Origin of the sequence: Flavobacterium sp. 245 (assembly GCF_004362055.1) — a bacterium.
Classification (GTDB): Bacteria; Bacteroidota; Bacteroidia; order Flavobacteriales; family Flavobacteriaceae; genus Flavobacterium.
In genome coordinates, this window is the sequence record NZ_SNXB01000006.1 from 141,761 (window position 1) to 165,751 (window position 23,991).

Here is a 23,991-nt window from a genome sequence, read left to right on the forward strand (position 1 = left end):
ACTTAAATTCGAAATGATAATCCAATTTTTGCAAATTTATCTGAATAAGCATGCATCACGCCCGTTCCGGCTATAAAGTCTACTTGCAGATTTTTATTTACAAGAAATAATAAGGCTGCATCAGCCGTATTTTTAGCATGGTGATCAGGTTCAGCAAAACCATAAGCTTCAACAACAAGTTTAATTTTTTTGGTTAAAGAATGATCTCCTGAAATGGTATAAATATATTCCGGGTTAGACCTTTCAGGCAGCCAATGAACCCCTGCATTATAGCCCAAATGAGAAGATTTGGAAAGTTCATGCTGCACTAAAACCCGTAATTCAGGACTGTATTTGGGTTCCTGATACGCATTATCAGCTAACCATGGTATACTTGTGCGAGCTAATAATGCAATATCAGGAATTGCACCTTTATGATCTGCAATGTGGTATTTTAAACCCACAACAATGGGTTTAATTCCGTAATGGTCATTATTTTGTTCATGTTCTGTTTTTAAAGCACTTTCAATACGAAATTCAAGATTCTTTACGAGTCCGTAACGCAAAACGATTTCCGGAACTTCAAAGATTTTTTTGTGATCGTCCTGTTCAAACGTAAAGCCGGATTCTACTTGCAAATGATGCCTTGAAATAGCGTTTGGACTTTCGGTTTCGTTTGGCCTGTCTGTCTGTATTTGTTGTGCCGAAGTGCTATAAGAAATGCAAAACAAGCTCGCCGCAATCAATTTTCTTAGTAATTTCATAATAACATTTATTTTAAAACAAACCCATTTGCGTTTAATATCCCGGCAACTTTAATTACAATTTCAGAGCGGTGTTTACCATCGGTCACTTTTAAGTCTGTTTTTACCCAATAACGAACCATAATTTGTATTACAGCGCCCGCGATTCCTGATACTACTGCCGAATTAGAATAGCCTTTGTCTACAATTTCAGTATCATCTTTCATAACGCTTGCAATCAATTCGAGGGCTTTTTTATAATCAGATCCATATTCAATACCAATGGTAAAATCCTGAAGAAGATAACCGCCGCTATTGAAGTTAACCAGCGTATTTTTTATTAATAATGCATTTGGAATATAAATGTTTTTACTGTCGCTTTTTATTTGTGTATCACGAAGATTTAATGCTACTACTTTGCCTTTTACGCCGTTGCTTTCGATAATATCCCCGACAGAAAATGGTCTTTTGAAAGCCAGTAAAATACCAGCCAAAAAGTTTTCGCCAATATCTTTTAAGGCAAAACCAATAATAAAGGCCGAGATTCCAGCACCGGCAAGTATACTTTGCGCAACACTGGTAAGACCAATAACACGAAACATGAAAAGAAACCCAATTACAATAAGCACTGCTTTAATAAGATTGGCAATAAAGGTGGCCAATAACGGATCGTGCATTCTGCTTTTTAATCTTCGATCTGCAAAACCACGAACACGTGAAGCTATAAACCAGGAAATTAAAACTACTAAAATCGCGAGTAATAATTTTGGCGTAATGTCAACAATACTTTGATAATATCCTTCAATGTGCTGAGCGATGTCATGCAAAAATTCTTCCATATTGTGATTTTTAATGTAAATTTTAATTTGAATGCAAAAACATCTGCACGAAGTACAGATGTTTTCAGGTAAAATGAAAATAAGTAAGATTACTGTTATTTATTCTGCCGCTACGACATTAACTGTGTTTAAAGCAACATCATTAAGAATGCAGTCAGCTTCTTTTTCCTCGGCAAGTGTTTGCGTTAATAATTTTGCAGCATCATTCTCGCCCAATGCTTTTGCAAAAGCGACTAAGGTGCCATAAGTTGCAATTTCATAATGCTCGATTTTTTGCGATGCCGAAATAATACCCGCATCTCTAACAGCGCCAGGAGTTGTTTCAAGCAAAATACTGTCGCCTTCTTTTAATAATCCGGCCATAGCTTCGCATTTTTTTCCTTCTGCTTTTTCTCCAAGTAAATCAAAAACTTTTTCAAGTCTTGCTACCTGATTTTGTGTAATTAAAAGATGTTCTATAATAGCGCTCGAAAGACCGGAAGCTGTTGCATTTGCAGACATTTTGGGCAAAGCGCCAACAAGTGCATTTTCTGCCCAGTAAATATCTTTAAGGCTATCAATAAATAAAGCTCTCAAATCTTCGGCTGCATCTGATGCAGGCTGTACAATATTACCACTAGTATTTGGTTTGCTGACTTTTGCAGCAACTTTGCTTTCTGTTGGTTTTTCCTGATTTTTCATATTTTTATATTTTGAATGTTAATTGTATAAGTTTGGTTCGCGTTCCCAAAAACGGTGCTGTGCCATAGCTTCTATAAACTCTAATGCAAACGATTCTGTACCTGCCTGGCCCGATAAAATAATTCCGGAATCGTCATTCGTTATTTTTGAAGCAAAAGGTGTATCGTTCAACAATCCTGTTGCCTCGCCATCGGCACCAATAACTTTGCAATGTTTATAAGCGTCGTTTAAAAATTCCATTACATCGTCACTTTCAGCTAAAACGCCCAATCCCAAACCATGCGGAATATAAACGGCATCAAATAAAACAGATGACGCGGTTAAGAAACTAAAATCTGCTGCAAGCGCGCCGTCCTGATCAGTTAGAACAGAACCTAAATGTGGTGCAACAATTAAACCTTTTGCATCTTCTTTTAAAAGCGCCTTTTTTATGTTTTGAACAGCGGCTTCAGAAACGCCGTCAGAAACAATAATAGCTACTTTTCGAGAAGCAATTGTAGGCGAATTGGTTGGGTTTTTTAGCATAGAAAGTGCATCAGAGTTATCAACAGAAGAATCTACTATTTGAGGTTCCTGATTTCCGTTTTCGTTTTCCGGAGATACACCATGATTAATTGGAGTTTCTAATATTGGTGGTACTGTAGCGCCAAGTCCCATCGCTACTTTTTCTGCCAGCTGTGTATCTATCTGAGATAAAAGCCCCAGCATTCTAACTCTCACCGCTGTCGTTTCTACTTTTCCAAGCTCAAAGCGCAATGCTTTTACAATATGGCTTTTTTCTACATCGGTCTGGCTGTTAAAAAATAATCTTGCCTGACCAAAATGATCTGCAAAACTTTCGCTTCTTTCCCTCACTTTGTGTGCATCGACACGTTCGTTGAAACTTGCAAATCCGCCTTCGGCAATCTTAGCCTGATAAGGACATCCGCCTCCTAAAGAATTGGGGTGATAACTTACACGTCCTTTATTAATTTCCTGACGCATATGTCCGTCACGTTGATTGTTGTGAACCGGCGCAACACTTCGGTTAATTGGAATTTCATGAAAATTCGGACTTCCTAATCTTGATAATTGTGTATCTGTATAAGAGAACAATCTTCCTTGTAAAAGCGGATCATTCGAAAAATCTATTCCCGGCACCACATGTCCCGGATGAAAAGCAATTTGCTCTGTTTCTGCAAAAAAGTTATCCGGATTTTTATCCAATACCATTCTTCCCACAATTGTTACGGGCACTAATTCCTCAGGAACAATTTTAGTTGGGTCCAGTAAATCAAATTCATATTTTTGTTCATCTTCTGCAGGAATGATTTGCACGCCTAATTCCCATTCAGGGAAATTTCCCATTTCGATGGCTTCCCATAAATCTTCACGATGAAAATCGGGATTTTTTCCTGAAATTTTCTGGGCTTCGTCCCAGGCTACGGCATGAGTTCCTAATTTAGGTTTCCAGTGAAATTTTACAAAAGTAGATTCTTCGGCTTCATTAATCAATCTAAAAGTATGAACGCCAAAACCTTCCATCATTCTGTAACTTCTTGGAATAGCGCGGTCAGACATCGCCCACATAATCATGTGCATCGATTCTGGCATTAGCGAAATAAAATCCCAAAAAGTATCGTGCGCAGATGCAGCCTGAGGCATTTCGTTATGAGGTTCCGGTTTTACGGCATGAATTAAATCAGGAAATTTTGATGCGTCCTGAATAAAAAATACAGGAATGTTGTTACCAACCAAATCATAAATTCCTTCCTGTGTGTAAAATTTCACAGCAAATCCTCGTACATCTCTGGCCAAATCTGTAGAACCTCTCGAACCCGCAACTGTAGAAAAACGTGCAAATACAGGAGTTTTTAATCCTGCTTCCTGCAAAAATCCAGCTTTTGTTAATTCGGGAATCGGGTTTGTGACTTCAAAAAAACCGTGCGCTCCTGAACCACGTGCATGTACAATTCTTTCCGGAATACGTTCGTGGTCAAAATGTGTGATTTTTTCTCTTAAGATAAAATCTTCGAGTAGGGAAGGTCCTCTTTCGCCGGCTTTTAGCGAATTATTATCGTCGTTAATGCGAACGCCTTGATCAGTAGTCAGAAACTTATTTGTTCCATCAGATTTGTTGGTCGACAAATCACGCTGTTTTTCGTCTTGAAAATTTTTCATATAGTTTTTTTCTTTTTGTTAGATTTAATTTTTTGATTTGTTTATTATTCACATTATGGGGTGTTTGTGATGTTGAGAATCGACAGAATCAAATTTAGTTCTTACAATTAATCTGAATTTATAATATTATTACCTCCAGATTGTAGAATTACCATCCTGAGAATCAATCGCTCCATTTTTATATAATTTGAAGATGTGGGCGAATTTGCATCGAAACGATGTCGCATCTCTTTGGCTGTGACAAACAAAATAATGTGCTCATGGCAATATCATACGCTTCAAGCATTTCTAATTTGTCTACCTTTTCGCGCTGCACTTCTTTAGGGTCAGTTTGCATATCGCTTGTTACCGCTCCAGGCTCAATTAGAGAAACCTTAATGCCAAGCGGATTTAATTCTTTACGCAGCGAGGTACTAAAGCCTTTTATCGCGGTTTTAGTTGCGACATAGATAGTACTTTCGGGATTGCGGCTTTCAGCGCTCATTGATCCAATATTAATAATATGTCCGGATTTTTGTTCTTTCATTCTTTTGACAGCTTCCTGAGCAAAAGCAAGATAACCCGTAATGTTGGTATCAATAATATACTTATAATCTTCATAGGTTTCCTGTGTGATTCCGGGAGCTGCTAATGCTGCGTTGTTGATAAGAATATCAATTCCCCCCAATTCAGTATCTACTATCTCAAAGATTTTATTGATGTCTTCTTTTTTGGTCACATCGGCGGGAGTGCCATAAACCTCGCGGTCCGGAAATTGCTTTTTTAGATCCGCAACAGCGTTTTTGAAATCTTCATGATCCCTTCCGAAAATTAGAACACGTCCGCCAAGAGACACTAAAACATCTGCAATTGCTTTTCCAATGCCAGTTGTTCCGCCAGTTACGACAATTCGTCTGTCCTTAATGTTTTGTCCAAAGTAATTTGTTAATTGTTCCATTATTTGATTTTTATAGGGTGATTTTATGATATTCAAAAAAATTTCTTGAGGAACCGTAGCAAAACAGAATAATGAAAAGCTGCCAGAATTCAAAAACAAAACCGTCAGGCACAAAATACTTTTTCATCCATACTATAATTCCTTATGCCGAATTCTAAAAAAAATTACCATTGAATTTTTACAGAACCCTGACCTGAAACTTTATATTCATGTATATTGGCGTTGTCTGTGAAGGGTTTAAGGGTTTCTTTATCCTGCGAAATTGTCATTTGAATTTTGTTGTTTTTAAGTTTTATAATTTTCAAATTATAATTCATATCGGTATCGCCATCTAATTTTATGGTGATCGAATTTCCTCTTTTGGTTTGCCCGATAATTGGATAATCAATAAAGACCAGAAAATTGTCGTCTATTTTAATATATTGCCTTGGCACAACGCCAAAAGCCATTCCGGCGCCATATACTTCCTGCCCTACCTGACCGCTTTTTTCCCAGCCGTTGTATAAATCCTCTAATGGAATCCACAAATTAGCTTGGATTTCTCCTGTTTTAACTTCTTCCGAGAGCATTTCCTTAGGCAGCATTGTAGGATAATAATAGGCAATTCTGCCAACTGCATATTTAATGAATTCCGGAAGCAGTGTTTTTAAAGCTGGTAAAATGGCAACACCATTTGTCTGACTCATATATTCTGATAAAGCAGCATATACTTCTAACTCTTCATAAGCAGCAGTATAGGGCGCGTCATTGAGAGGAAAGATGGAAAAGAAATTGGTGTAGTTTTTACCATATCCGTATTTGCAGTCATACAGCTGTATGTTTTTAAATAATCCGGTAAGGCAGGTATAACTTAAATTCAGGTATAACTTTTTATTGGTTATTTTGTATAATTCTAATAATGCACCGGCCGCAAAGGCGGTATTGTTGGCCTGATATAAAATATTAAGCCCCAGATCTGCTAACTTTTTTGCTGCTTTTTCTGCTTCGTTTAAGTAACGTTTTTCTTTGGTTAATTTAAAAACCAGAAGCATTAAGTGCGCATAGGAGCCTGGAACATCTCTTTCTCCTCCGGCACCCGGAGCCGTTTCTTCCTTGATTATTTCCAGAGTTTGCATATTATAAAATACGGGCCATTCATATTTAAAATGATGCGCCACTTTTATAACATAATCAATTGAATCCAATAAGAGTTTTTCGGCTGTTTTCTCGCCGTGTAATGCCAGCCTTGCCAGATTCATTAACGGGTGATGCAGGTACCAGGAATCCATCACCATTTCTTTCTTTTGTTCCTCAGATTCATCCAGTTTGTCTACCATTGAAGGAAGCCAGCGATTGATGCAATTTATTTTCGGATCATAAAAAGCGGGCAGTCCTTTGATCAAATCCTCACAAACGGATTGTTTTTCACCACTCCATTTTTCATATTCCTTAAATGGAGCTAATACGGCAAGCTGAACCATGCTTTCAGGCGGTGTTTCATAGTCGCATAAATAGGCGCTTAAATAGGGAATCCCGTCTTTTTGTGTCCACGATCCTTTATTATTTGTTAAATCTGCCACTACTTTTTGAGCAATTTCCGGCCAGTTGTGATACTCAATTCTTGGCTGCTCGAGCACTTTATATATTTTGACAAGATTATTTAAGAAGTGTTCACAAATAGATATTGTTTCTTCAAATATTTCAGTATCTAATATTACATAAGCATCTGATATAATAAAACCTTTGCCGGCAGGAATTGGTAACTCGTTGGTTGTTGGTAGCTGAAACCCAATTTCGGGCCAGGTTCCGCCAACTGTATTTTTTGATTCTGTCTTGGTTGATTCGCAGTATTCCGACAGGGAAGTTAAATTTTGGAAATAAAAAAACGATCCTGTTTGTGGTTTTGTAATGCTTGCAAATAACAATCCGGATCGTGACCCAAATTGCTCCATATGAATTTTTCCACTGGTGTTTTCTACACTTCCGTTTTGTGTAAGGGGAATTATATCCCGTGGCGAAAACGGAATCATCAAAGGCGTATTTGCTGTAAATGTCGTAGTATAATGCAAAACAGAGTCCGGGAAATTTACACGAACTTCATAACTTCCTAATCTGGAATTCAGGACAATAACAATCGTGTCTTGATCATCAAAAAGATTGGCAACTTCAAAACAGCTGTTCATGGCAAATGCGGCACGAAAAGCTATTTTTCCGTTTTCGGGCATAATGGCAACTATCCATAAAGAATCGCCCGTGTTGTAAAATTGATAGGTATAATCAGGAATTTTTCTTTCTAATAGCAGTTCACTATTTTCAATATCTGCCTGAGCCGTTGCGCTCCATGGTGTGACTGTATGCATAATGATAAGTTTTATTGATAATAAGATTTTATTTCTGCTTTAAATAACTTTAACTATTCTCCTGTTTCCATATGTGGAGCATCAACAGGTTTAGACTGTGAAGAGCCAATTTGTCTGAGGTAAATGGAAAGCATTATAATGGCAAAAACAGATAGAAATTCGCTTTGCCAGTTTTGAAAAGATTCAAACCAAAACCTCGAATCCCCAATATAATCAAAGGCAGATTCCAGTGGCATTCCTTTTAATGCTAATTGTTCATTTTCATCTTTTAAGCTTCCATAAAAATGGGCAAAAAAGGAAAGTATAAACAATAAGAACAAAACAATTGTGAGTGAATGTTTGTAAATTTTTAGGATCCATCCGCCTTTTTTTACAGGCCATGGTGCATCTTTTCGCGAAGGCGAGGGTTCTCTGTCAACTTCTTCCTCCTGATCAAGATCTTTAGATTCTGAAGAACCTTTTTGCATTAAAAAAATAGTCAGGACAACAAATAATGCCATTTGAAGAAACTCGCTTTCCCAGTTTTCAAAAGTCGATTGAATAAAATGACCTGAAATGAGATATGCAGAAAGATTAATAGCTGTGCTTCCATTTTCAATCAGTTCCTTATTATGCTCTTTAAAACCAAAGATTGTCTGGCCAGCCCAAGATGCTAAAAACAAGAGTAAGAAGCAAATACATAATCCGTTATTGCGTAATAGGTTTTTCATTTCAATTTGTTTTCTAACAAATTTCAGAAACTGATACATTATTTTTTTACAGAATTATCGCAAAGATTTACATGATTTCATTACTAAACATTGGTACCAACTGCTGGGGCGAAGTTTCCTTACTGGTGCTTACTTTCACAAGATATTTCCTTGTTATGAGTCCTTTAAAAACAAATGCTAAAATTAAAACTCCTTGTTTCTTCTAAAAATTAATATCGTGAAAAGTTATAGACTTCTTTCATTACAATTTAAATTGCGAGTGTAATCCTTAATTTTAAAATTTAAGTTAAAGATTTATAAAATACAAAGTAAATTATGTAAAAACCGGTGTAATGTTAATTTTAAATTTGACTATTAGCAACAGAAAAACTTATTATTATGAAAACACTATCTCAATTAAAAATGATTCTGATCATATTAACAATAGGGTTACTTTCCTGCAAAAATAATAAAGATGGATATAGCGATGAGATTGATACAACAAAAGCATCCACTCATACTGCATCAGCAGCTAGACCAAAAACAGGAACTGACACAAATGCTACCAGTACAAGCGATACTGAACCTAAAGGCGTTACTGGCGCAGGAAGTATTTCCTCTCCAGAAAAGCCCGCAAACAGACAAACCACTACGGCTAATAACGGAACTGGTCCCGGACCAAGTGCAAAAGATGGTTCAGTATATGATATATCTTCACAAACAAAAAAGGATACTACCAAATTAGGTAGTAAGGCTAAAGCTAAAGCTTCAAAAGAAAAAAAAGCAAATAAAAAATAATGGATGTAATGACTTAAATTATAACATAAAGCCATTATCATATCTTTAGGCTCTGTCAGTAATAGCACCCCTGCTTTAACAGGTTTTAGAAAATCCTTCATAGCATTACTTATACAATAACGCAATAGGGAAATGAAGTCGCCATGCATAAGGTTGAATTTGTGGCTTCTAAGAAATTTTGAAACAAAATTGTGAAATTTTCATAAGCCAATCAAGGGTATTAACAATATCGCCGGATGCTAAATTATTAATGCTTTTAAATTGTTGATTGAAAGCATTTTTTAGTACGCATTAATATAGTACTTTTGGAAAATTATAAAAAATGGTTAAAATGATAAATTCTGAAAATCCCGTCGGAAATGCTAAAGGCTTAGAAAAAAAAGAGCCAGTAAAAATCATATTGGCCGAGGATGATAAAGATGATCAGGAATTGTTTAAGGAAGCTCTGAGTGCCACAAAAATTCCTTCTGAAGTAATTACGGTAGAGAACGGTCAGGAACTGGTCAATACTTTGAAAGATCCGGCTGAACCAAAACCTGATATTGTTTTCATCGATATAAATATGCCTGTTAAAGGGGGTAAGGAGGCACTGGCAGAAATAAAGAGCGATCAGGAACTAAAAGAGATTCCCACAGTTATGCTCTCCACTTCCAATCACCCCAATGATATTGAAGATACTTTCAATAAAGGGGCAAACCTCTATATACAAAAACCAAGCTCTTTTACGGGCTTTATCCTGATTTTGAAAAGAGTATTCCTTTTGCACTGGGCAAAAGCTTTAGTGAATCCGGTTAAAAATATTTTTTTTGTATCTGAAAAAAACATATCTCAAAAGGAATAAAAAAGTTTGAACCATTCCATTTCCCTTGCCGGACTGAGTGTAAAATTATAATTACAGCACAATTTTGTCTGCTGCCTTGATTATGAATCTGCCACCAATTAGAAAATATTAATTTTTCGCTGGAAGATATACCTTAAATACCGCTCCGTTTTCACTGCTCTCACTGGCATCGATTTCCCCATTATGGTTCTGGACAATTTTTTTGCACATTGCCAGTCCTATTCCCGTACCAGCAAATTCATTTTTCCCGTGAAGTCTTTTAAATATGCTAAAAATTTTCTGCGTATCTTCAGGCTTCATCCCTATACCGTTATCGGTAAACTGGATTTTATAATAGGACATTGCTTCTTTTAGATGTGCCGAGCGGATCTCTTCAGGGGAGGCAATACTGCAATGAATATTAATTCTGGGCGGCACATCAGGGCGTCTGAATTTTAACGCATTTCCAATCAGATTGAAAAACAGCTGGGACATCTGCAGGGGTATGCCCTGGATTACCGGAAGGGTGTTCCAGGTAACTTTGGCCCCTGTGCGCTCCATGACCAGGTCATAATCTTCCAGCGCATTTTTGGCAGTATGCTCAAGGTTTACAGCAACCAAAGCCCTGTCATCTTTTGGCACGGCAGAGTAGGCGAGCACATCCCGGATAAGTTTGCTCATACGGCTTGTAGCGTCTTTTATTTTATCGACGTAGCCTGCTGATTTTTCGTCCAGATGCTCTCTAATTTTGCCCTCGAGCAGCTGCACAAAGGTGCTGATTTTGCGAAGCGGTTCCTGCAGGTCATGCGAGGCTATGTAGGCAAACTCTTCGAGTTCCTCATTGGAATGTATGAGTTGCACATTGGTTTGTTCCAATTCTTCATTTGTAGCCCTTAGCTCCTCTATAACCGCGGCTGTCTCTTCGGTACGCTGCTGCACCTGGTTTTCCAGCTGGGTCTGCAGCTCGATCTGGATGGTAATATCCTGGGCAGTCCCGTTCATGCGTACAGGCTTGCCCTCGGGATCAAAAACAGTTTTGCCCTGGGCATGCAATATTCTTTTCTTTCCCGTTATGGGATGTATTACCGTATAGATCTCGTCATACAATCCCCCGGACTCAGGATTGAGTCCCCATGCTACCGCATCTGCAACACGCTGGCGATCTTCTTCCAGAAGAATTGGTATAACTTCACTATAGTTTTGAGCAGAAGGATCATAGCCAAACCATTCAATGAGGCGGTCTGAATAGGTCAGCCCATTGGTGGCCACATCAATGGTCCATGTGCCGAGCTGCGCCAGTTCAACTGCACCTCTCATGTTTTGCTCGGCTTCTTCAAGACTTTTGTTGGCTTTTACCTGTTGCGTTACGTCAATAGCCGTGCAGATGACACCATGAATCCTGCCTTTTGGATCGTGCAGTGGTTTGTAAGTGTAATCATAATAACCGTAATAAGGCGAACCGTTCTTGACAAACATGATCCGGGCGGCTTTCTGGGAATGGATTTCCCCGGTTGTAAGTACGTGCTGGTAGGCAGCAAATAAATGCGTCTGCTGCATCTCGGGCACTGCTTCCATGATGGGCTTTCCAATAATGGAATCTCCCTTACCGAAAATTTCAAGCATTTTCTCGTTGGCCTGGACAAGGACCATTTCAGGTCCGGTGTAAACCAATTTTGCCACAGGGGAATTGTAAAAAACAGTACGCGCAAATTTTTCACTTTCTTCAACCTTATGCCTTTGAAGCACCTGCAGGGTATTGTCCATAACCCATACAGCCACTTTTTTTACCTCACCGGTGTTATCTTTTAAAGGCGCATAAACAAAAGTTACGTAAACAGTTTCTGCCTTCCCGTGTCTGATCAGGGAAAGTTCAGCTTCATTTATGGAGTAGGGCTTGCCCTTAGAAATTACAGTTTCAAGAACGCTTTGGTAGTATGGGCTTACCTCGGCAAAAGTATCCCAGTAAAATTTACCCAGAATTGCCTCGCGCGGTTTTCCTGCCACTTCTATAAAGCTGTCGTTTACAATTTCGGCCACCAGTGTTTGGGCATCTAAAACGCAAATGCCGACTGGTGCATTCATCACTAATAAATAAAGTTCCTGTGTGTTTTCGACATTCATATATTTAGATTTAAATAAGGCGGAGATTCCCCAATTTTTAAGACTCAAAAGATGGAGGGAATATGTTTGTTTTTGCGCATTTTTCAGGTTATCAAAAGTACATCTCTGAAATTCTTCAGTTCAGTGATGGTAATACGTGATGCATAACTTTTAGTTTAGAAGTTAGTAGGCTTAAAATTAAAACTATAGCTTCAGTTATTTTTATATAAAAATGCACAATTCTTATTAAATTTTCATTTGAGTGCTATTTGATTCTGATTATCAATTTTCCAAGTTAAATTCGCGTATCTGAACTAAATATTATTTTATATTTTTTACATTTGATATGAAATACCAAAAACATATTATTTTAAATTACCGGCAATGGAAAAAGGGATGAAGCTAAAGGTTCGAAAGCAGCTCGACGGCAGACAGCAGTCCAATATTATTAAATTAAAGGGCAGTTTGATTTCAAAGGGCTACACCCAGATCATACATATTTTGGATCAGGACGAAGAATTTCATATCAATTCATTTGACATTGAGAGCGGAACGGGCATTGAAGTGCGAGAGTTTATTACGGCTTTTATTGCCCGGGAGCAACTCGAGGACAGTATCTCTATTTTCAAGTAGTTATTGAGTGGAATATTTAGTAGTGGTTTTCAGGAGCTTTTCCCGCTATTCTTTGCAATCTTTTGTGCCGAACACCGGCACAAAAGGATTTTCACGGCACACGAGCGAAGCGAACTGGCGAAGCAATCGGGGCTAGGGCTGCTGCAGCACCCTGTTTGTTCTGAGAACTGATATTCGCCTCAATTGTTTAACCTCTGATTAATATATTGCATCTTTCAGATTTTACCGTTTTACGATGCGAAGATTCAGCAGGAGATTAAATTTTAAGAACTTTATTTATAAAAATTAAAATCCATAATCATATTGGACCGAGAATGACAATGGGATATCCTATATTTTTGTAAATATTGAGGCGGTTTAATGCATTGTTTGCGGGTATTTTTTTTCTGGTGTGATTTGAAAAAAGGAAGCGAAAACAAAAAATTACCAAATATTTTAATTAGTAATTTTTTGAATAAAAAATGGCGCTCATTGTCTTCAATTGGCGCCATTTGGCTTGTTGTGACAGGAACAGGACGAATTTCTATAAATTTTATTGAGGATTTGGCTTACTATTGGTAGTGCCTGACTTTCATTTGCTTAAAGAATTTACTTTGGATGTCCTGTTGGGGATCGCACGAAAATGTAGAGTCAAGGACAGAAATTGTTAATCTCTTTTTCAAAACCGTCTTAGCTTATTGTCGCAAAAAAGGTATCCATTCCAATATTACATGTGCCACGATTCTGCCACGAAAGCTTAAATGTCAGTCTTTAAACATTTTATGTAAGTTATTTTAGTAGACCAGTTTTTTAAAATTAACGTGATGATTTTTTAATATTCAAAGTTGTTAATGATTAAAGCTAAAAAGAATTATATCAATTTTTGTAACAAACATATTTAAGTAAATGTTTTCTTCTTTTAAATGTGCAATGTCCAAAGAAAAAATATAATATTTTTTAAAGATTATGTAAGGCTCCATTAGCGCTGATGTATTAAATTTAGAATAATTTTAATTCATCAAACTTTGAGAGCAATATGGACGGGAGCTATTAGTTTTGGTTTAATTAATATTCCAATTAAGTTATTTTCGGCAGTTCAGGAAAGCAGTCTGGATATGGATATGCTTGATGAAAAAGATCATGCCAATATTAAGTTTAAACGTGTCAATGAAAATACAGGCAAAGAAGTCACTTTTGCTAATATTGTAAAAGGGTATAAACTCGATGATAAATATGTAATTCTGGAAGATTCAGATTTTGAAGCGGCAGATGCTGTAAAAACCAAAACGATAGATATTGAAAGTTTTGCTTTCGAAAAAGAAATCGAAAGTATTTATTATGAACAGCCCTATTATCTGGAGCCTGACAAAGGCGCTATGAATGCTTATGCATTGCTTCGTGATTCGCTTGCAGCTTCGGGAAAAGTTGGTGTAACACGTTTTGTTTTACGCAACAAAGAAAGCCTGGCTATTTTAAAACCTTATAAAAATGTCATTGTTCTAAACCGAATAAGATTCGAACAAGAAATTAGAAATACGACAGATTTAAAACTTCCTCCAGCTTCAAAAGTAAAAACAAAAGAACTGGATATGGCCAATAAGTTAATTGAACAACTAACGGAGAAATTTGATATCAGCACTTTTAAAGATGAATATACAGCGAAACTTTTGGATATAATTAAAAAGAAAGCCAAAGGAAAAGTTCAGAAACCAACTGAATTAAAAGTTGTTCACAAACAAAGTGATGATTTAATGAGTATGCTTAAGGCGAGTTTAGAAAGAAAAAACTCGTCTTAGTCCTTTTGTTTTTCTTCCAATTTTTTAAGAATGTGCTTAATGTTGGCACCTTTTGATAAAACCGGTGCCCACAAATCTCCCTTTTTTTCAAATCTGGACAATACATTTTTAATGGTAAATTGCGACGGATGTAACTTATCATTCACCTCATTCCATTCTAAAGGTGTTGAAACCGTTGCCCCTGGCTTCGGGCGAACAGAATACGGTGCGGCTAAAGTTTGTCCTCTGCGATTTTGCAGATAATCAATATAAATTTTGTGATTTCTCTTTTTAATGCTGCGTTCGAGTGATGTAGCTTCAGGTAAACGCAATTGGATTTCTTTCGCCAGTAATTCAGCAAGAATTTTTATGGAATCGTAATCGTATTTTGCTCCAAGCGGAATATAAACATGTAATCCTGAAGCGCCCGAAGTTTTGCACAGACAATGAGTTTCCAATTCTTCCATAACTTCTTTTACAACCAATGCCGTTTTTACAACTTCTTTAAAATCATCTTTATCAGGATCAATATCAATTACCAGCCAATCTGGATTTTCAATATGTTGTACAGTAGAATTCCACGGATTAATTTCGATACAACCAAGATTTGCCATATACAACAAAGTCTCTTTGTCATTGCATATTAGATAGTTTACATTTGCATCAGTCGAGTCAGAGAATATTTTTTTAGTTTTTAGCCAGGACGGAATTTTTTCGATATCCACATCTTTCTGATAAAAACCAGGAGCATCAATTCCGTTAGGAAAACGATTCATGGATTCCGGACGATTTTTAAGATAAGGCAAAATCAAAGGAGCAACTTCATTATAATATTGTACAATATCACCTTTTGTAATTCCGTCTTTTGGGAAATATATTTTGTTTTGATTGGTTAGATGAAGTACGGTTTTCCCAACTTTCAAGTCATAATCATTTTCTGTTTTATCCTGGGATTTAGTTTTCATTTTTTCTTCTTTTAAGGGAGTATTATTGTTAACATCAGACGGTACAAAAACTTCAGATGCTTTTTTATCAATTCTAAGACCGAGATAAACCGGATGTCTAAGGTTTTTATCCTGAGTCCATTCAGAGAATTTTACTTGACAAACCAGTTTAGGTTTTACCCATTGAATTTCATCTCTCAAATTAATTTTTTCGCTGAGCGGAGATTCACTAATAAATAAAGGTTCAAGTTTTGTATAAAGTTCTTTCAGCGTTGATTCAGAAAAACCAGTTCCGCATTTTCCAATATATTGAAGTCTTTTTCCGTAATATTGGGCAAGTAAAATTGCACCAAAATATTGGCGTGAATTCTTAGGTTTCGTGATTCCAATAATGATCGCTTCTTCCTGATTAGATGTTTTAATTTTTAACCAGTCGCTGCTTCTTTTATTTGGTAAATAAGTACTGTTTGTTTTTTTAGCAATGATTCCTTCTTCCTTATTTTTTTCGGCTATTTCAAATTGTTTTATTCCTTTTTCAAAAGTATGTTCCGAATAAAAGACATTTGTAAAAGCATATTTATTAAACAGTATTTTGAGTAATTCTTTTCTTTCGAGCAAAGACAATTCAGTAATCTCGTTTCCATCTAAATTCAAAAGATCAAAAACGAAGTATTTTAATTTTCCCAAACCTGTTTTGAGGTAGTTTTGAAGCAATTGAAAGTTAGCTTTTCCCTTTTCATCTTCTACCACAATTTCGCCATCTAAAACCGCAATATGATCAATTTTCTTTAACTCATCGGCAATTGGTTTAAATTGAATATCAAAGGAAATTTCATTCCTACTAAATAGTTCCACTTTATTTGGATTTATTACTGCGATGGCACGATAACCGTCATATTTTTTTTCAAAAACCCATTCCGAATCATCAAATGCTTCCGTTTTTGTATTTGCTAACATTGGTTTTATAAATGAAGCCTTACTTAAGGAACGTTTAGTCTTTTTATTAAAAGGTGTTTTTGCCTTTTCTTGGGGAACTATTTTTTCTGATTTTTTTTCTAAATCCTCTAATGGTCTTTGTGATAGTACAGATTTGTCTTGAGTCAGGATATCAGTATGTGATACATATTCATCGTTTTTTTTAATTAACAGCCAGGCATTTTCTTGTTTGCCGTGTAATTTTACCAATGAAAAAGCTCCTTTAAGTTTTTTGCCTTTCAGAATAAAACTCAAATGTCCTTTTTTAAGATCGACCATCAATGCTTTTTCAGGATTTTCAGAGAAATCTTCAGGTTGATATGTTCCATTATCCCATACAATCACATTTCCTGCACCATAATTTCCTTCCGGAATTGTACCTTCAAAATCTTTATAACTATACGGATGATCTTCGACCATTACAGCAAGACGTTTAACAGCAGGATCCGTTGACGGACCTTTTGGGATTGCCCAACTTTTGAGTACGCCATCCATTTCAAGTCTAAAATCATAATGCAAATGAGATGCAGCGTGTTTTTGCACCACAAAAATCAATTCATGTGCAGATTTTCCAATTTTACCTTTTGGCTCCTGAGTTTTTTTAAAATCTCTTTTCTGATTGTATTTAGATAGTGACATGCTTTTGTAAGTATTAAAAAGTTAATGAAAGCGAGTAAAAAGCAGTTGCTATAATGGCAAAAATTATATGAGCAAAAAAGAGCTGCAAATAATAGCCTTTAAAATCAATGTGAGGCTGATGATTACTCATTTTAAAAATAAACATCCAGCAAGTAATGCCAATTATTCCGCTGATAGCACCCAATAATAGGGCACTAAGAGTTGAGATTGGCAAAATATCCTTTACCCAAAGGACATAATAGGCCAACACAAACAAAAAACCAATCAAAAAATGAAGGAGCCAGCCCAATATTTTTTCTGATTTGACAGACAATTCCATCTTTAATTTGGAAAGTACAAACGAAAGTAAAACAGGCTCTTTGTAAAGCTCCTGAAACTGTTTTGACATAAAACAACTAAACGATGTCATTGCCGCCGTTGCGATAATCGAAACTATTAAAAGCTGTATAAAAGTGTAAAAGTCCATCATTTGATATTTTTAGATTTAAATTAATAAAGGATAGAAAATATACTTCCTGCACCTTTTTCTTAAGATTCAGGAAGTACATTGATCCAAATTGTTTTCTCGTTTCAGTCTTGTCAGGATTATTATTCCTTTTGTTATTCTGTTTGCAAATCAGACGAAGAAGGAGAGAATTTTTATAGCAGCCAACTGCAAGTAGCGGTAATGCCCATTTTGCGATCCAGGAACCTACAGAACGTTTTCCTGCAATCTTTAGAGTAGTTCCTAATAATAAAGAACCTGCAGTACAGTATAATATTTTATTGACAGATATTGGCGAGATTTTTTTTTTCGGCTAAATAACCGGGATTTCCGCGGGTTTGAGGATTAAGGATATTTTCCATGATATTAAAATTTAATTGAACAATTTCTTTGTCAGTTTAGAGCTTTTAATCAAATCAAATTTAGTATCAATTTTGTGTTTTTTTTTATAGAATTAAAGTTTGTAATTGTATAATTATCAGTCTTTTAATGTGTTTTATTCCAGATAAATAATGGAGCAAAAGAAATAAACCTAAAATGTTATAAATCTCAGAGTTAATTGTGTAAGTAGTTGATTTTTAGTTGCTTTAAATTTGTTTGGACATTATAAAAATGCACTTCATACACAAACATTTAAAAGATAAGAAATGAAAAATTCAAAGAAAACAAATCCAGATCATTCGGATGCTACAGAAAGAGACTTGGATGTTATGCAGGTGGGCAGAATGCTGCAGGGCTTGAATTAATCGAGTATTTAAGAATTGTTACCGGAATCTAATTTGAGTGAATAGTATCTTCAATTGTGTTTAATGCTGTCTTTTTGGAGCTTTTTCCCGCTAATGTTCCAATCTTTTGTGCCAAGCCCGGGCACATAGGGATTTTCATTGCTATCTGCCCTAGGGCTAGAATTGGAGAATTAGAAAATTAGCAAAGTAAAATAAAGTGTGTTAATTTTAAAAAGGCCAATCTGGTTAGATTGACTTTTTTATTGATTTTTTTTTTATTTTGTTTCAAATTGGAACATTAAATCTGGGTTACGCTGTTGCTATCTGTGTTAGTTTTGTTATTCTAAAATTAATGAAGGTGAACACAAATGAAAAAATTGCAGTAGAACAACACCTATTTAAAGTGTGTAGCTTCCATCCGGCAAGCCGTGAGTACAAATTAATTTGATTCTTATTTAAAAATGATGAGTTAGATTTTATTTCTACTAATCGTGATGATGCTCTGGAGCTTAGAAAGCAACTTTGGTTTTTAAAGTTCGAATGTTGATAACCAAGGAAGAGAAAAAGGAAATTACTAAGCACATTAGTAAGATTGGTGGTTTTAATGAAAAAACTAAAGGCTATCATGCCGTTGAAAATTTGTTAATCTTGGGTGAATGGTCTTTTCATTGGTATGAGAAATCCTTCTGCATACAGAATGCAAGCTGGTTGCAACATATAGGTTTAGAGGTTGAGGTTTTAAGTGATGCGGTGAAAGTGTCAGATGAGGGTATTGAAAAATATTATATAAATGTGATGGGTCTTGTGCCGGAATTTCAACCAGTTGGCAATAATCTATCCGGAGGTGATAGAGGTTTAAGGGTTGGAAAAGAAGAAAGTAGTGGAACACAAACAGCCCATTATGAATAAGGATGATATTAAAATTGATGATTGGTATCGAATTTTATTTGGAGAAGCACCTCCAGAAATTATAGTTGAGGTAGCCATTAGAAGCATTATTTTATATATGGCATTGGTATTTGTCGTTCGGCTATTAGGAAAACGTACCAATTCGATATTAACTATAACGGAAAAGGCGGTATTCATTACACTAGGTGCCATTGTTGCAATGCCAATGCACGGGCCAACTCACGGAATTGTGATTGGAGTAATAGTATTACTGACAATTTTGGTATTGCAGCGGAGTCTTACCAGAAACTTTTTTATAAGCAGAAGCTGGGAGAAGTTAATGCAGGGCAGGTTGCTACCCTAATTAAAGATTCAGTTATTGACATCGGACAGTTAGAAAAGCATTTTATTTCGAGACAGCAGTTATTTGAGCTTTTACGGGAAAAAGAGATAAGAAATTTAGGACAGGTTAAGAGTTTATATCGAGGACTGTGGTACACTCAGCATCTATAAACATAAAGAGGTAAAGCCTGGTTTATCGATACTTCCTGTAAAAGATATAGATATTATTATAACAAAAGACGAGAGCCATAATGCCTGCACGTGGTGCGGAACTGTTGTTGAAAAAGATTATAAAACAGTTTTCAGAAGTTTTTCCCTCTATGCATTGAAATCTCTTTGTGCCGGGTTTCGGCACAAAGAGATTTCATGCTATCGTGGCCTAGGACTCCCGAGAAGCCCTCTTTTGTCTTGGAGAATTGATTTTTCTGCCCCAATTGTTTAGCTCTGATTAAGATATTAATCTTTGAGATTCCATTACTATCAAGTTACGGGATTTACTAGGAGATTAATAATCTAATTTTGATTATATAAATTTATTGCAAATTTTGTTTAATGTATTTTTTATTTCTTTAAACATTTGTAAATTTAGTTCATATGTAAGTTTAAATACTAATCCGATGGGAGAATATATAATATTGGTTGAATGTAAAGGATACTGTATCGATTTGCATTGTATGTTCTCCTGTGTTGAGAATTTTTGCACAGTTGAGATTACTGATCCATTTGATCATACTTTTATAATTGAAATGGATGATGAGAGCCAAGTGTATATTGAAGCAGCAAAATATATAGTAGATAAAGGCAAAATAGTCTCGATTATACCGCTGCTTGAAAAACACACGCGTAATTTTTTTCCAACCTATATTAGAATTGAACAGATAAATAGACATTTGTTAGGATTGAGAAGGAATTGCCTTTGAATCTCAATAAATTCTTCAGTTCAATGTTGGGATGTATATATAATATATGTTAAGGTACCCGTATTTATTTGCCCGATATGGTAACTTATAATGTAATAAGGATTAAAAAAAGGCGCCAATGTTGTCAGTTGGCACCTTTCCGATTAGGCATACATTGAATTTATTCACTGAACTGAGGTGGAATTTTATTCAGTACCTTTCATATTTCGTGATGTCCTAATTTTTTAGATCTTGTAAGGGAAGATAAATAAACATCTTTGTTCCTTTATTGATTCTGCTTGATGCCTTTATAAAACCATGATGGTTATCTACAATTTTTTTCACAAGGGTGAGTCCAAGACCGCTGCCGCTATATTCATTGTGATTGTGCAGCCTGTAAAAAGGATTAAAAATTCTGTCCTCGTAATCTTTGCTAAAACCCATTCCATTATCACTAACGCAGATTTTGACATAAGTAATATCAGGGTTATCTACAAATTCGGCTATTTCCTCACTTGAAGGTTCTGCTGTTTCTATTCTAATTTCCGGCACAGCACCCTCTTTACTATATTTAATGGAGTTGGTCAGTAAATTGGTGAATAGCTGCTGGATTTGATGGGGTATTACCGTTAGCGCCGGAAGGGACGAAACAGAGACAACAGCATTTTTCTCTTTAATTGTTTCTTTGGTATTACTAAGGGTTTTCTTTAAAAGTAAATTTAGATCGGTCTTTTTAAATTCCTTATCCGTAAAATTAACTCTGGTATAATTGATAAGATCGGTAATTAACTGGCTCATGTTTGAAGCTGAAAACACGATACGCTCCAGGTTATGTATAGTGGATTCAGCCAGGCTTTTATCACGGTCTAAGATTTTTCTGGAAAACATCTGAATTTTACGAAGCGGTTCCTGAAGATCATGGCTGGCAGCAGCAGAAAAAATCTGCAGCTGCTCGTTGTTCTTTTGCAGTTCCTTGTTCTTAGACCTTAATTGCTCATTGGCAGCAGCTAGTTCTGTGATATCCTCAAGTGCCAGGAGAATCATTCCCTTGGGTTTGGAATCAACAATAAGGTTCGCGTTGACCATCATTGTTTTTTTGCCAATACCCGGACAGACAACATCCACTTTGTAATCTACTACCGCTTTATTTTCTGCCGATATTTTCAGGATAAGGTCCTTAAATTCAGCAATATCCCACTGACAGTTTCCGATTTCAAAAAAGCAGTGTCCCTCGGTTTGCGATTCTGTAGTTTGAAAGTATTTGTAAAATGCGGGATTGGCACTTTTTATTATGCCATCTTTATCAATAACAATAAGAGGCTCGCGCATAGTATTCACGATTGACTGCGCATAATTGCGCGCTGATACAAGCTGATCCTGACGGTCCATAAGCTCATCGTTTACACACATCAATTCCTCATTATTGGACTGCAGCTCCTCGGATGAAGCCTCAAGTTCTTCATTGAGGACCTGAAGTTCCTCACCGCTGCTGAGCAGCTCCTCATTGGTGGTCTGTAATTCCTCGAGTGCCGTCTGCTGTTCCTGGGTAATGCGTTTGATATCTTCACGCATTTGGTCAAGCTCTTTTTCAAGCTCTATAATACGGTTATAATCAATATTATTTTTTATAGTTTTTTGCCCATACTGAGTCTCGGACATCAAATTCTTTTGAAAAAGAATCATAAGATAACACTCATCATTAGGAATTGTTACTATTTCAAAAGACACGCTATAATCCTGGTCTCTAACAAGGAGGTTCTCTTTACGGATAGGTTTTTTGTCTTTTTTTATTTTTGAAATGGCACCTTGAAGCATAAAGCTGATTTCCGCGCTTGCCATTTTTAGTATATTAAAATTGGACCTTCCAGCCGGCGGTGACAAAAACGGGCTTGTGTCCCCATGGAAATGTACAATCTCCAGCTGCTCATTTATGATGACACTTGACGGGGTATAGTTTGAAAGTAAAATTCCTGATGTTATTTTGTTAAAATCAGTTTGAGGGGGAACTTTAGCTATTTCCGTGATGGCTTGCTCAGCTACCTGTGCCGGTTTAAAAGCCTCAGGCACATAACGAACGGGGCTGAATTTGCGTACATGGATCTTTTCCTGTTTTGCGATGCTCTCAAACAAATTTTCTGCGCTGCTTGTGGTTTCTGATTTACCGATCAATAAAAAACCCTTTTCTTTCAGGGAATAATGAATGGAGCCCAAGGCTTTATTTTGCAGCGTCTGATCAAAATAAATCAGCACATTGCGGCATGAGACCAGATCAATCCTGGCAAAAGGAGGATCTTTTATAAAGTTATGTACCGCAAAAATGCACATATCACGAATCACTTTCTGAGCGTGATATTGGCCGTCTTTTTTAGCAAAATAATTCGCCAGTCTGGCCTCGGAGATTTGCTGGACATCCTGCGAAGAATAGATGGCGGCTCTGGCTTTTGCTATTGATTTCTCCGAAATGTCCGATGCAAAGATCTTTACGCGAATTTCACTCAGGCTATTCTCAGATAAATATTCATCAAGACATATAGCCAGTGAATAGGCTTCCTCACCTGTAGAGCATCCGGCAACCCAGATACGCAGGGTATTGTTTTGGATGTTTTGGATCAACTCAGGAAAAACCAGATGGGGCAGCGATTCAAAAAAATGCTCGTCCCTGAAAAAGTAGGTAACGGGAATCAGAAAATCATTAAATAGCAGGTCCTGCTCTTCCTTGCTGTTTCGAAGTGCATTATAGTAGTCTCCTAGGGTTTGTTTCTGTAGGATAACCATCCTTCTGGCAATGCGTCTTCTAATTGTGGGCTGCGTGTAATGGCCAAAATCATTTCCTGTTCTTAAAAAAATAAGATGGATGATCTGAACCAGGATTTGCTCTTCATCCTTAGACAAATGCTCTTCTTCGCTGTAGGCATGACTAGTGATATAACTGTTTCGGATATCAATTAATTTGGAAGGGATGGCTTTAGGCGCAAGCACAAAATCGACCGTATCAGCCTCAATGGCACTTTGGGGCATGCTTTTAAAACGTGTTGTCCCGGGATCCTGCGCGATTGTGGCGCCGCCTGCTTCCCTGATCTTTTTTAAACCGGCAGTCCCATCAAAAGCAGTGCCCGAAAGTAAAACTCCAATGGCAAAGCTTTTATGTACCTGGGCAAGCGATTCAAAAAAGATATCAATAGCCTTATTTACTTTATCGCTGCGGTTTCTTTTATACAGTTTTAAAACTCCATCCACTGCAATTAGGTTATTGTTTTGCGGGATTACATAAATGTGATCAGGGACAAGATGAATTTCATTTACAATCTCCTGAACTGGAAGGGCCGTATATTTTGACAGTATTGAACTGAGATTGCTCTGAAAGTCTGAGGATAAATGCATCACGATGACATACGCCATTCCGGAATCTGCCGGTATCTTCGAGAGGAGCTTTTGATAAGCGTCAAGTCCGCCCGCAGAGGCGCCTATACCTACAACAGGAAAGTTATTTGCTGTTTTATTTGTTTCTGAATCGCTCATTATGTGTAAGTTTAAGCCCATATAATAATGCAGCATCCAATTGGAATGCCAGGGTCAAAAATTATATTAGCCAGGTTACTAAAATTAATAATGCAATTGGCGAA

At 36.6% G+C, this 23,991-nt stretch carries 18 protein-coding genes; 7 read left to right on the forward strand and 11 right to left on the reverse strand.

Annotated elements, in window-relative coordinates; all coding sequences use genetic code 11:
* Window positions 1–2: 2 nt before the first annotated feature.
* From EV145_RS13605 to EV145_RS13635, 7 genes are all read right to left on the reverse strand, one after another.
* Entirely contained in the window at window positions 3–743 is a 741-nt protein-coding gene (locus EV145_RS13605) for a transporter (protein ID WP_133525748.1), read from the reverse strand.
* An 8-nt stretch (window positions 744–751) separates the two neighbouring features.
* A complete protein-coding gene (locus EV145_RS13610; protein WP_133525749.1) occupies window positions 752–1,561 on the reverse strand; it encodes a mechanosensitive ion channel family protein in 810 nt (269 codons plus the stop codon).
* Between the two features lie 99 nt (window positions 1,562–1,660).
* Window positions 1,661–2,242: a ferritin-like domain-containing protein gene (locus tag EV145_RS13615; protein ID WP_133525750.1), complete on the reverse strand. Its 582-nt coding sequence runs from the start codon at window positions 2,240–2,242 to the stop codon at window positions 1,661–1,663.
* 18 nt (window positions 2,243–2,260) lie between these two features.
* Window positions 2,261–4,402: a catalase gene (locus tag EV145_RS13620; RefSeq protein WP_133525751.1), complete on the reverse strand. Its 2,142-nt coding sequence runs from the start codon at window positions 4,400–4,402 to the stop codon at window positions 2,261–2,263.
* A gap of 178 nt (window positions 4,403–4,580) precedes the next feature.
* Window positions 4,581–5,339 carry an SDR family oxidoreductase gene (locus EV145_RS13625; protein ID WP_133525752.1) on the reverse strand — a complete coding sequence of 253 codons (759 nt, stop codon included), beginning with the start codon at window positions 5,337–5,339 and terminating at the stop codon, window positions 4,581–4,583.
* Window positions 5,340–5,503: 164 nt separating this feature from the next.
* Entirely contained in the window at window positions 5,504–7,678 is a 2,175-nt protein-coding gene (locus EV145_RS13630; protein WP_166638459.1) for a hypothetical protein, read from the reverse strand.
* A 53-nt stretch (window positions 7,679–7,731) separates the two neighbouring features.
* On the reverse strand, window positions 7,732–8,388 hold the full coding sequence (locus EV145_RS13635) for a DUF6766 family protein (protein ID WP_133525754.1): 657 nt from the start codon (window positions 8,386–8,388) through the stop codon (window positions 7,732–7,734).
* A 378-nt stretch (window positions 8,389–8,766) separates the two neighbouring features.
* Here EV145_RS13635 and EV145_RS13640 point away from each other — a divergent pair, with 378 nt between their 5' ends.
* Together EV145_RS13640 and EV145_RS13645 are read left to right on the forward strand one after the other, a co-directional pair.
* On the forward strand, window positions 8,767–9,165 hold the full coding sequence (locus tag EV145_RS13640; protein ID WP_133525755.1) for a hypothetical protein: 399 nt from the start codon (window positions 8,767–8,769) through the stop codon (window positions 9,163–9,165).
* A gap of 331 nt (window positions 9,166–9,496) precedes the next feature.
* Complete coding sequence (locus tag EV145_RS13645; protein WP_166638460.1) at window positions 9,497–10,006, forward strand: response regulator; 510 nt, start codon at window positions 9,497–9,499, stop codon at window positions 10,004–10,006.
* 108 nt (window positions 10,007–10,114) lie between these two features.
* Here EV145_RS13645 and EV145_RS13650 read toward each other — a convergent pair whose 3' ends face one another.
* Entirely contained in the window at window positions 10,115–12,106 is a 1,992-nt protein-coding gene (locus EV145_RS13650) for a PAS domain-containing sensor histidine kinase (RefSeq protein ID WP_133525757.1), read from the reverse strand.
* Between the two features lie 363 nt (window positions 12,107–12,469).
* Here EV145_RS13650 and EV145_RS13655 point away from each other — a divergent pair, with 363 nt between their 5' ends.
* Complete coding sequence (locus tag EV145_RS13655; protein ID WP_133525758.1) at window positions 12,470–12,718, forward strand: hypothetical protein; 249 nt, start codon at window positions 12,470–12,472, stop codon at window positions 12,716–12,718.
* A gap of 1,004 nt (window positions 12,719–13,722) precedes the next feature.
* Complete coding sequence (locus EV145_RS13660; protein ID WP_133525759.1) at window positions 13,723–14,493, forward strand: Ku protein; 771 nt, start codon at window positions 13,723–13,725, stop codon at window positions 14,491–14,493.
* Here EV145_RS13660 and ligD read toward each other — a convergent pair.
* The gene (gene ligD / locus EV145_RS13665; RefSeq protein ID WP_133525760.1) at window positions 14,490–17,030 is read right to left on the reverse strand and encodes a DNA ligase D; all 2,541 of its coding nucleotides are present in this window, start codon (window positions 17,028–17,030) and stop codon (window positions 14,490–14,492) included. The two genes, EV145_RS13660 and ligD, sit on opposite strands and share 4 nt — an antisense overlap.
* A gap of 13 nt (window positions 17,031–17,043) precedes the next feature.
* Window positions 17,044–17,499 (reverse strand): hypothetical protein, encoded by a 456-nt coding sequence (locus tag EV145_RS13670; RefSeq protein WP_243739265.1) that lies wholly within the window; start codon window positions 17,497–17,499, stop codon window positions 17,044–17,046.
* Between the two features lie 1,280 nt (window positions 17,500–18,779).
* On the opposite strand from EV145_RS13670, the gene EV145_RS13675 reads away from it, so the two are divergent.
* From EV145_RS13675 to EV145_RS13685, 3 genes are all read left to right on the forward strand, one after another.
* The gene (locus EV145_RS13675; RefSeq protein WP_133525761.1) at window positions 18,780–19,148 is read left to right on the forward strand and encodes a hypothetical protein; all 369 of its coding nucleotides are present in this window, start codon (window positions 18,780–18,782) and stop codon (window positions 19,146–19,148) included.
* Complete coding sequence (locus tag EV145_RS13680) at window positions 19,141–19,491, forward strand: hypothetical protein (protein WP_133525762.1); 351 nt, start codon at window positions 19,141–19,143, stop codon at window positions 19,489–19,491. Before EV145_RS13675 ends, EV145_RS13680 begins: the two co-directional genes overlap by 8 nt.
* A 595-nt stretch (window positions 19,492–20,086) precedes the next feature.
* Window positions 20,087–20,389 carry a hypothetical protein gene (locus tag EV145_RS13685; protein ID WP_133525763.1) on the forward strand — a complete coding sequence of 101 codons (303 nt, stop codon included), beginning with the start codon at window positions 20,087–20,089 and terminating at the stop codon, window positions 20,387–20,389.
* Between the two features lie 216 nt (window positions 20,390–20,605).
* On the opposite strand, the gene EV145_RS13690 is transcribed toward EV145_RS13685, so the two are convergent.
* Window positions 20,606–23,887, reverse strand: a complete 3,282-nt coding sequence (locus EV145_RS13690) for a CheR family methyltransferase (RefSeq protein WP_166638461.1) — start codon at window positions 23,885–23,887, stop codon at window positions 20,606–20,608.
* Window positions 23,888–23,991 lie beyond the last annotated feature (104 nt).

Coding starts and splice junctions, on each gene's coding strand:
- EV145_RS13605 (WP_133525748.1), bottom strand. CDS start 743: ATGAAATTACTAAGAAAATTGATTGCGGCGAGCTTGTTTTGCATTTCT.
- EV145_RS13610 (WP_133525749.1), bottom strand. CDS start 1,561: ATGGAAGAATTTTTGCATGACATCGCTCAGCACATTGAAGGATATTAT.
- EV145_RS13615 (WP_133525750.1), bottom strand. CDS start 2,242: ATGAAAAATCAGGAAAAACCAACAGAAAGCAAAGTTGCTGCAAAAGTC.
- EV145_RS13620 (WP_133525751.1), bottom strand. CDS start 4,402: ATGAAAAATTTTCAAGACGAAAAACAGCGTGATTTGTCGACCAACAAA.
- EV145_RS13625 (WP_133525752.1), bottom strand. CDS start 5,339: ATGGAACAATTAACAAATTACTTTGGACAAAACATTAAGGACAGACGA.
- EV145_RS13630 (WP_166638459.1), bottom strand. CDS start 7,678: ATGCATACAGTCACACCATGGAGCGCAACGGCTCAGGCAGATATTGAA.
- EV145_RS13635 (WP_133525754.1), bottom strand. CDS start 8,388: ATGAAAAACCTATTACGCAATAACGGATTATGTATTTGCTTCTTACTC.
- EV145_RS13640 (WP_133525755.1), top strand. CDS start 8,767: ATGAAAACACTATCTCAATTAAAAATGATTCTGATCATATTAACAATA.
- EV145_RS13645 (WP_166638460.1), top strand. CDS start 9,497: ATGATAAATTCTGAAAATCCCGTCGGAAATGCTAAAGGCTTAGAAAAA.
- EV145_RS13650 (WP_133525757.1), bottom strand. CDS start 12,106: ATGAATGTCGAAAACACACAGGAACTTTATTTATTAGTGATGAATGCA.
- EV145_RS13655 (WP_133525758.1), top strand. CDS start 12,470: ATGGAAAAAGGGATGAAGCTAAAGGTTCGAAAGCAGCTCGACGGCAGA.
- ligD (WP_133525760.1), bottom strand. CDS start 17,030: ATGTCACTATCTAAATACAATCAGAAAAGAGATTTTAAAAAAACTCAG.
- EV145_RS13670 (WP_243739265.1), bottom strand. CDS start 17,499: ATGATGGACTTTTACACTTTTATACAGCTTTTAATAGTTTCGATTATC.
- EV145_RS13675 (WP_133525761.1), top strand. CDS start 18,780: ATGTTGATAACCAAGGAAGAGAAAAAGGAAATTACTAAGCACATTAGT.
- EV145_RS13680 (WP_133525762.1), top strand. CDS start 19,141: ATGAATAAGGATGATATTAAAATTGATGATTGGTATCGAATTTTATTT.
- EV145_RS13685 (WP_133525763.1), top strand. CDS start 20,087: ATGGGAGAATATATAATATTGGTTGAATGTAAAGGATACTGTATCGAT.
- EV145_RS13690 (WP_166638461.1), bottom strand. CDS start 23,887: ATGAGCGATTCAGAAACAAATAAAACAGCAAATAACTTTCCTGTTGTA.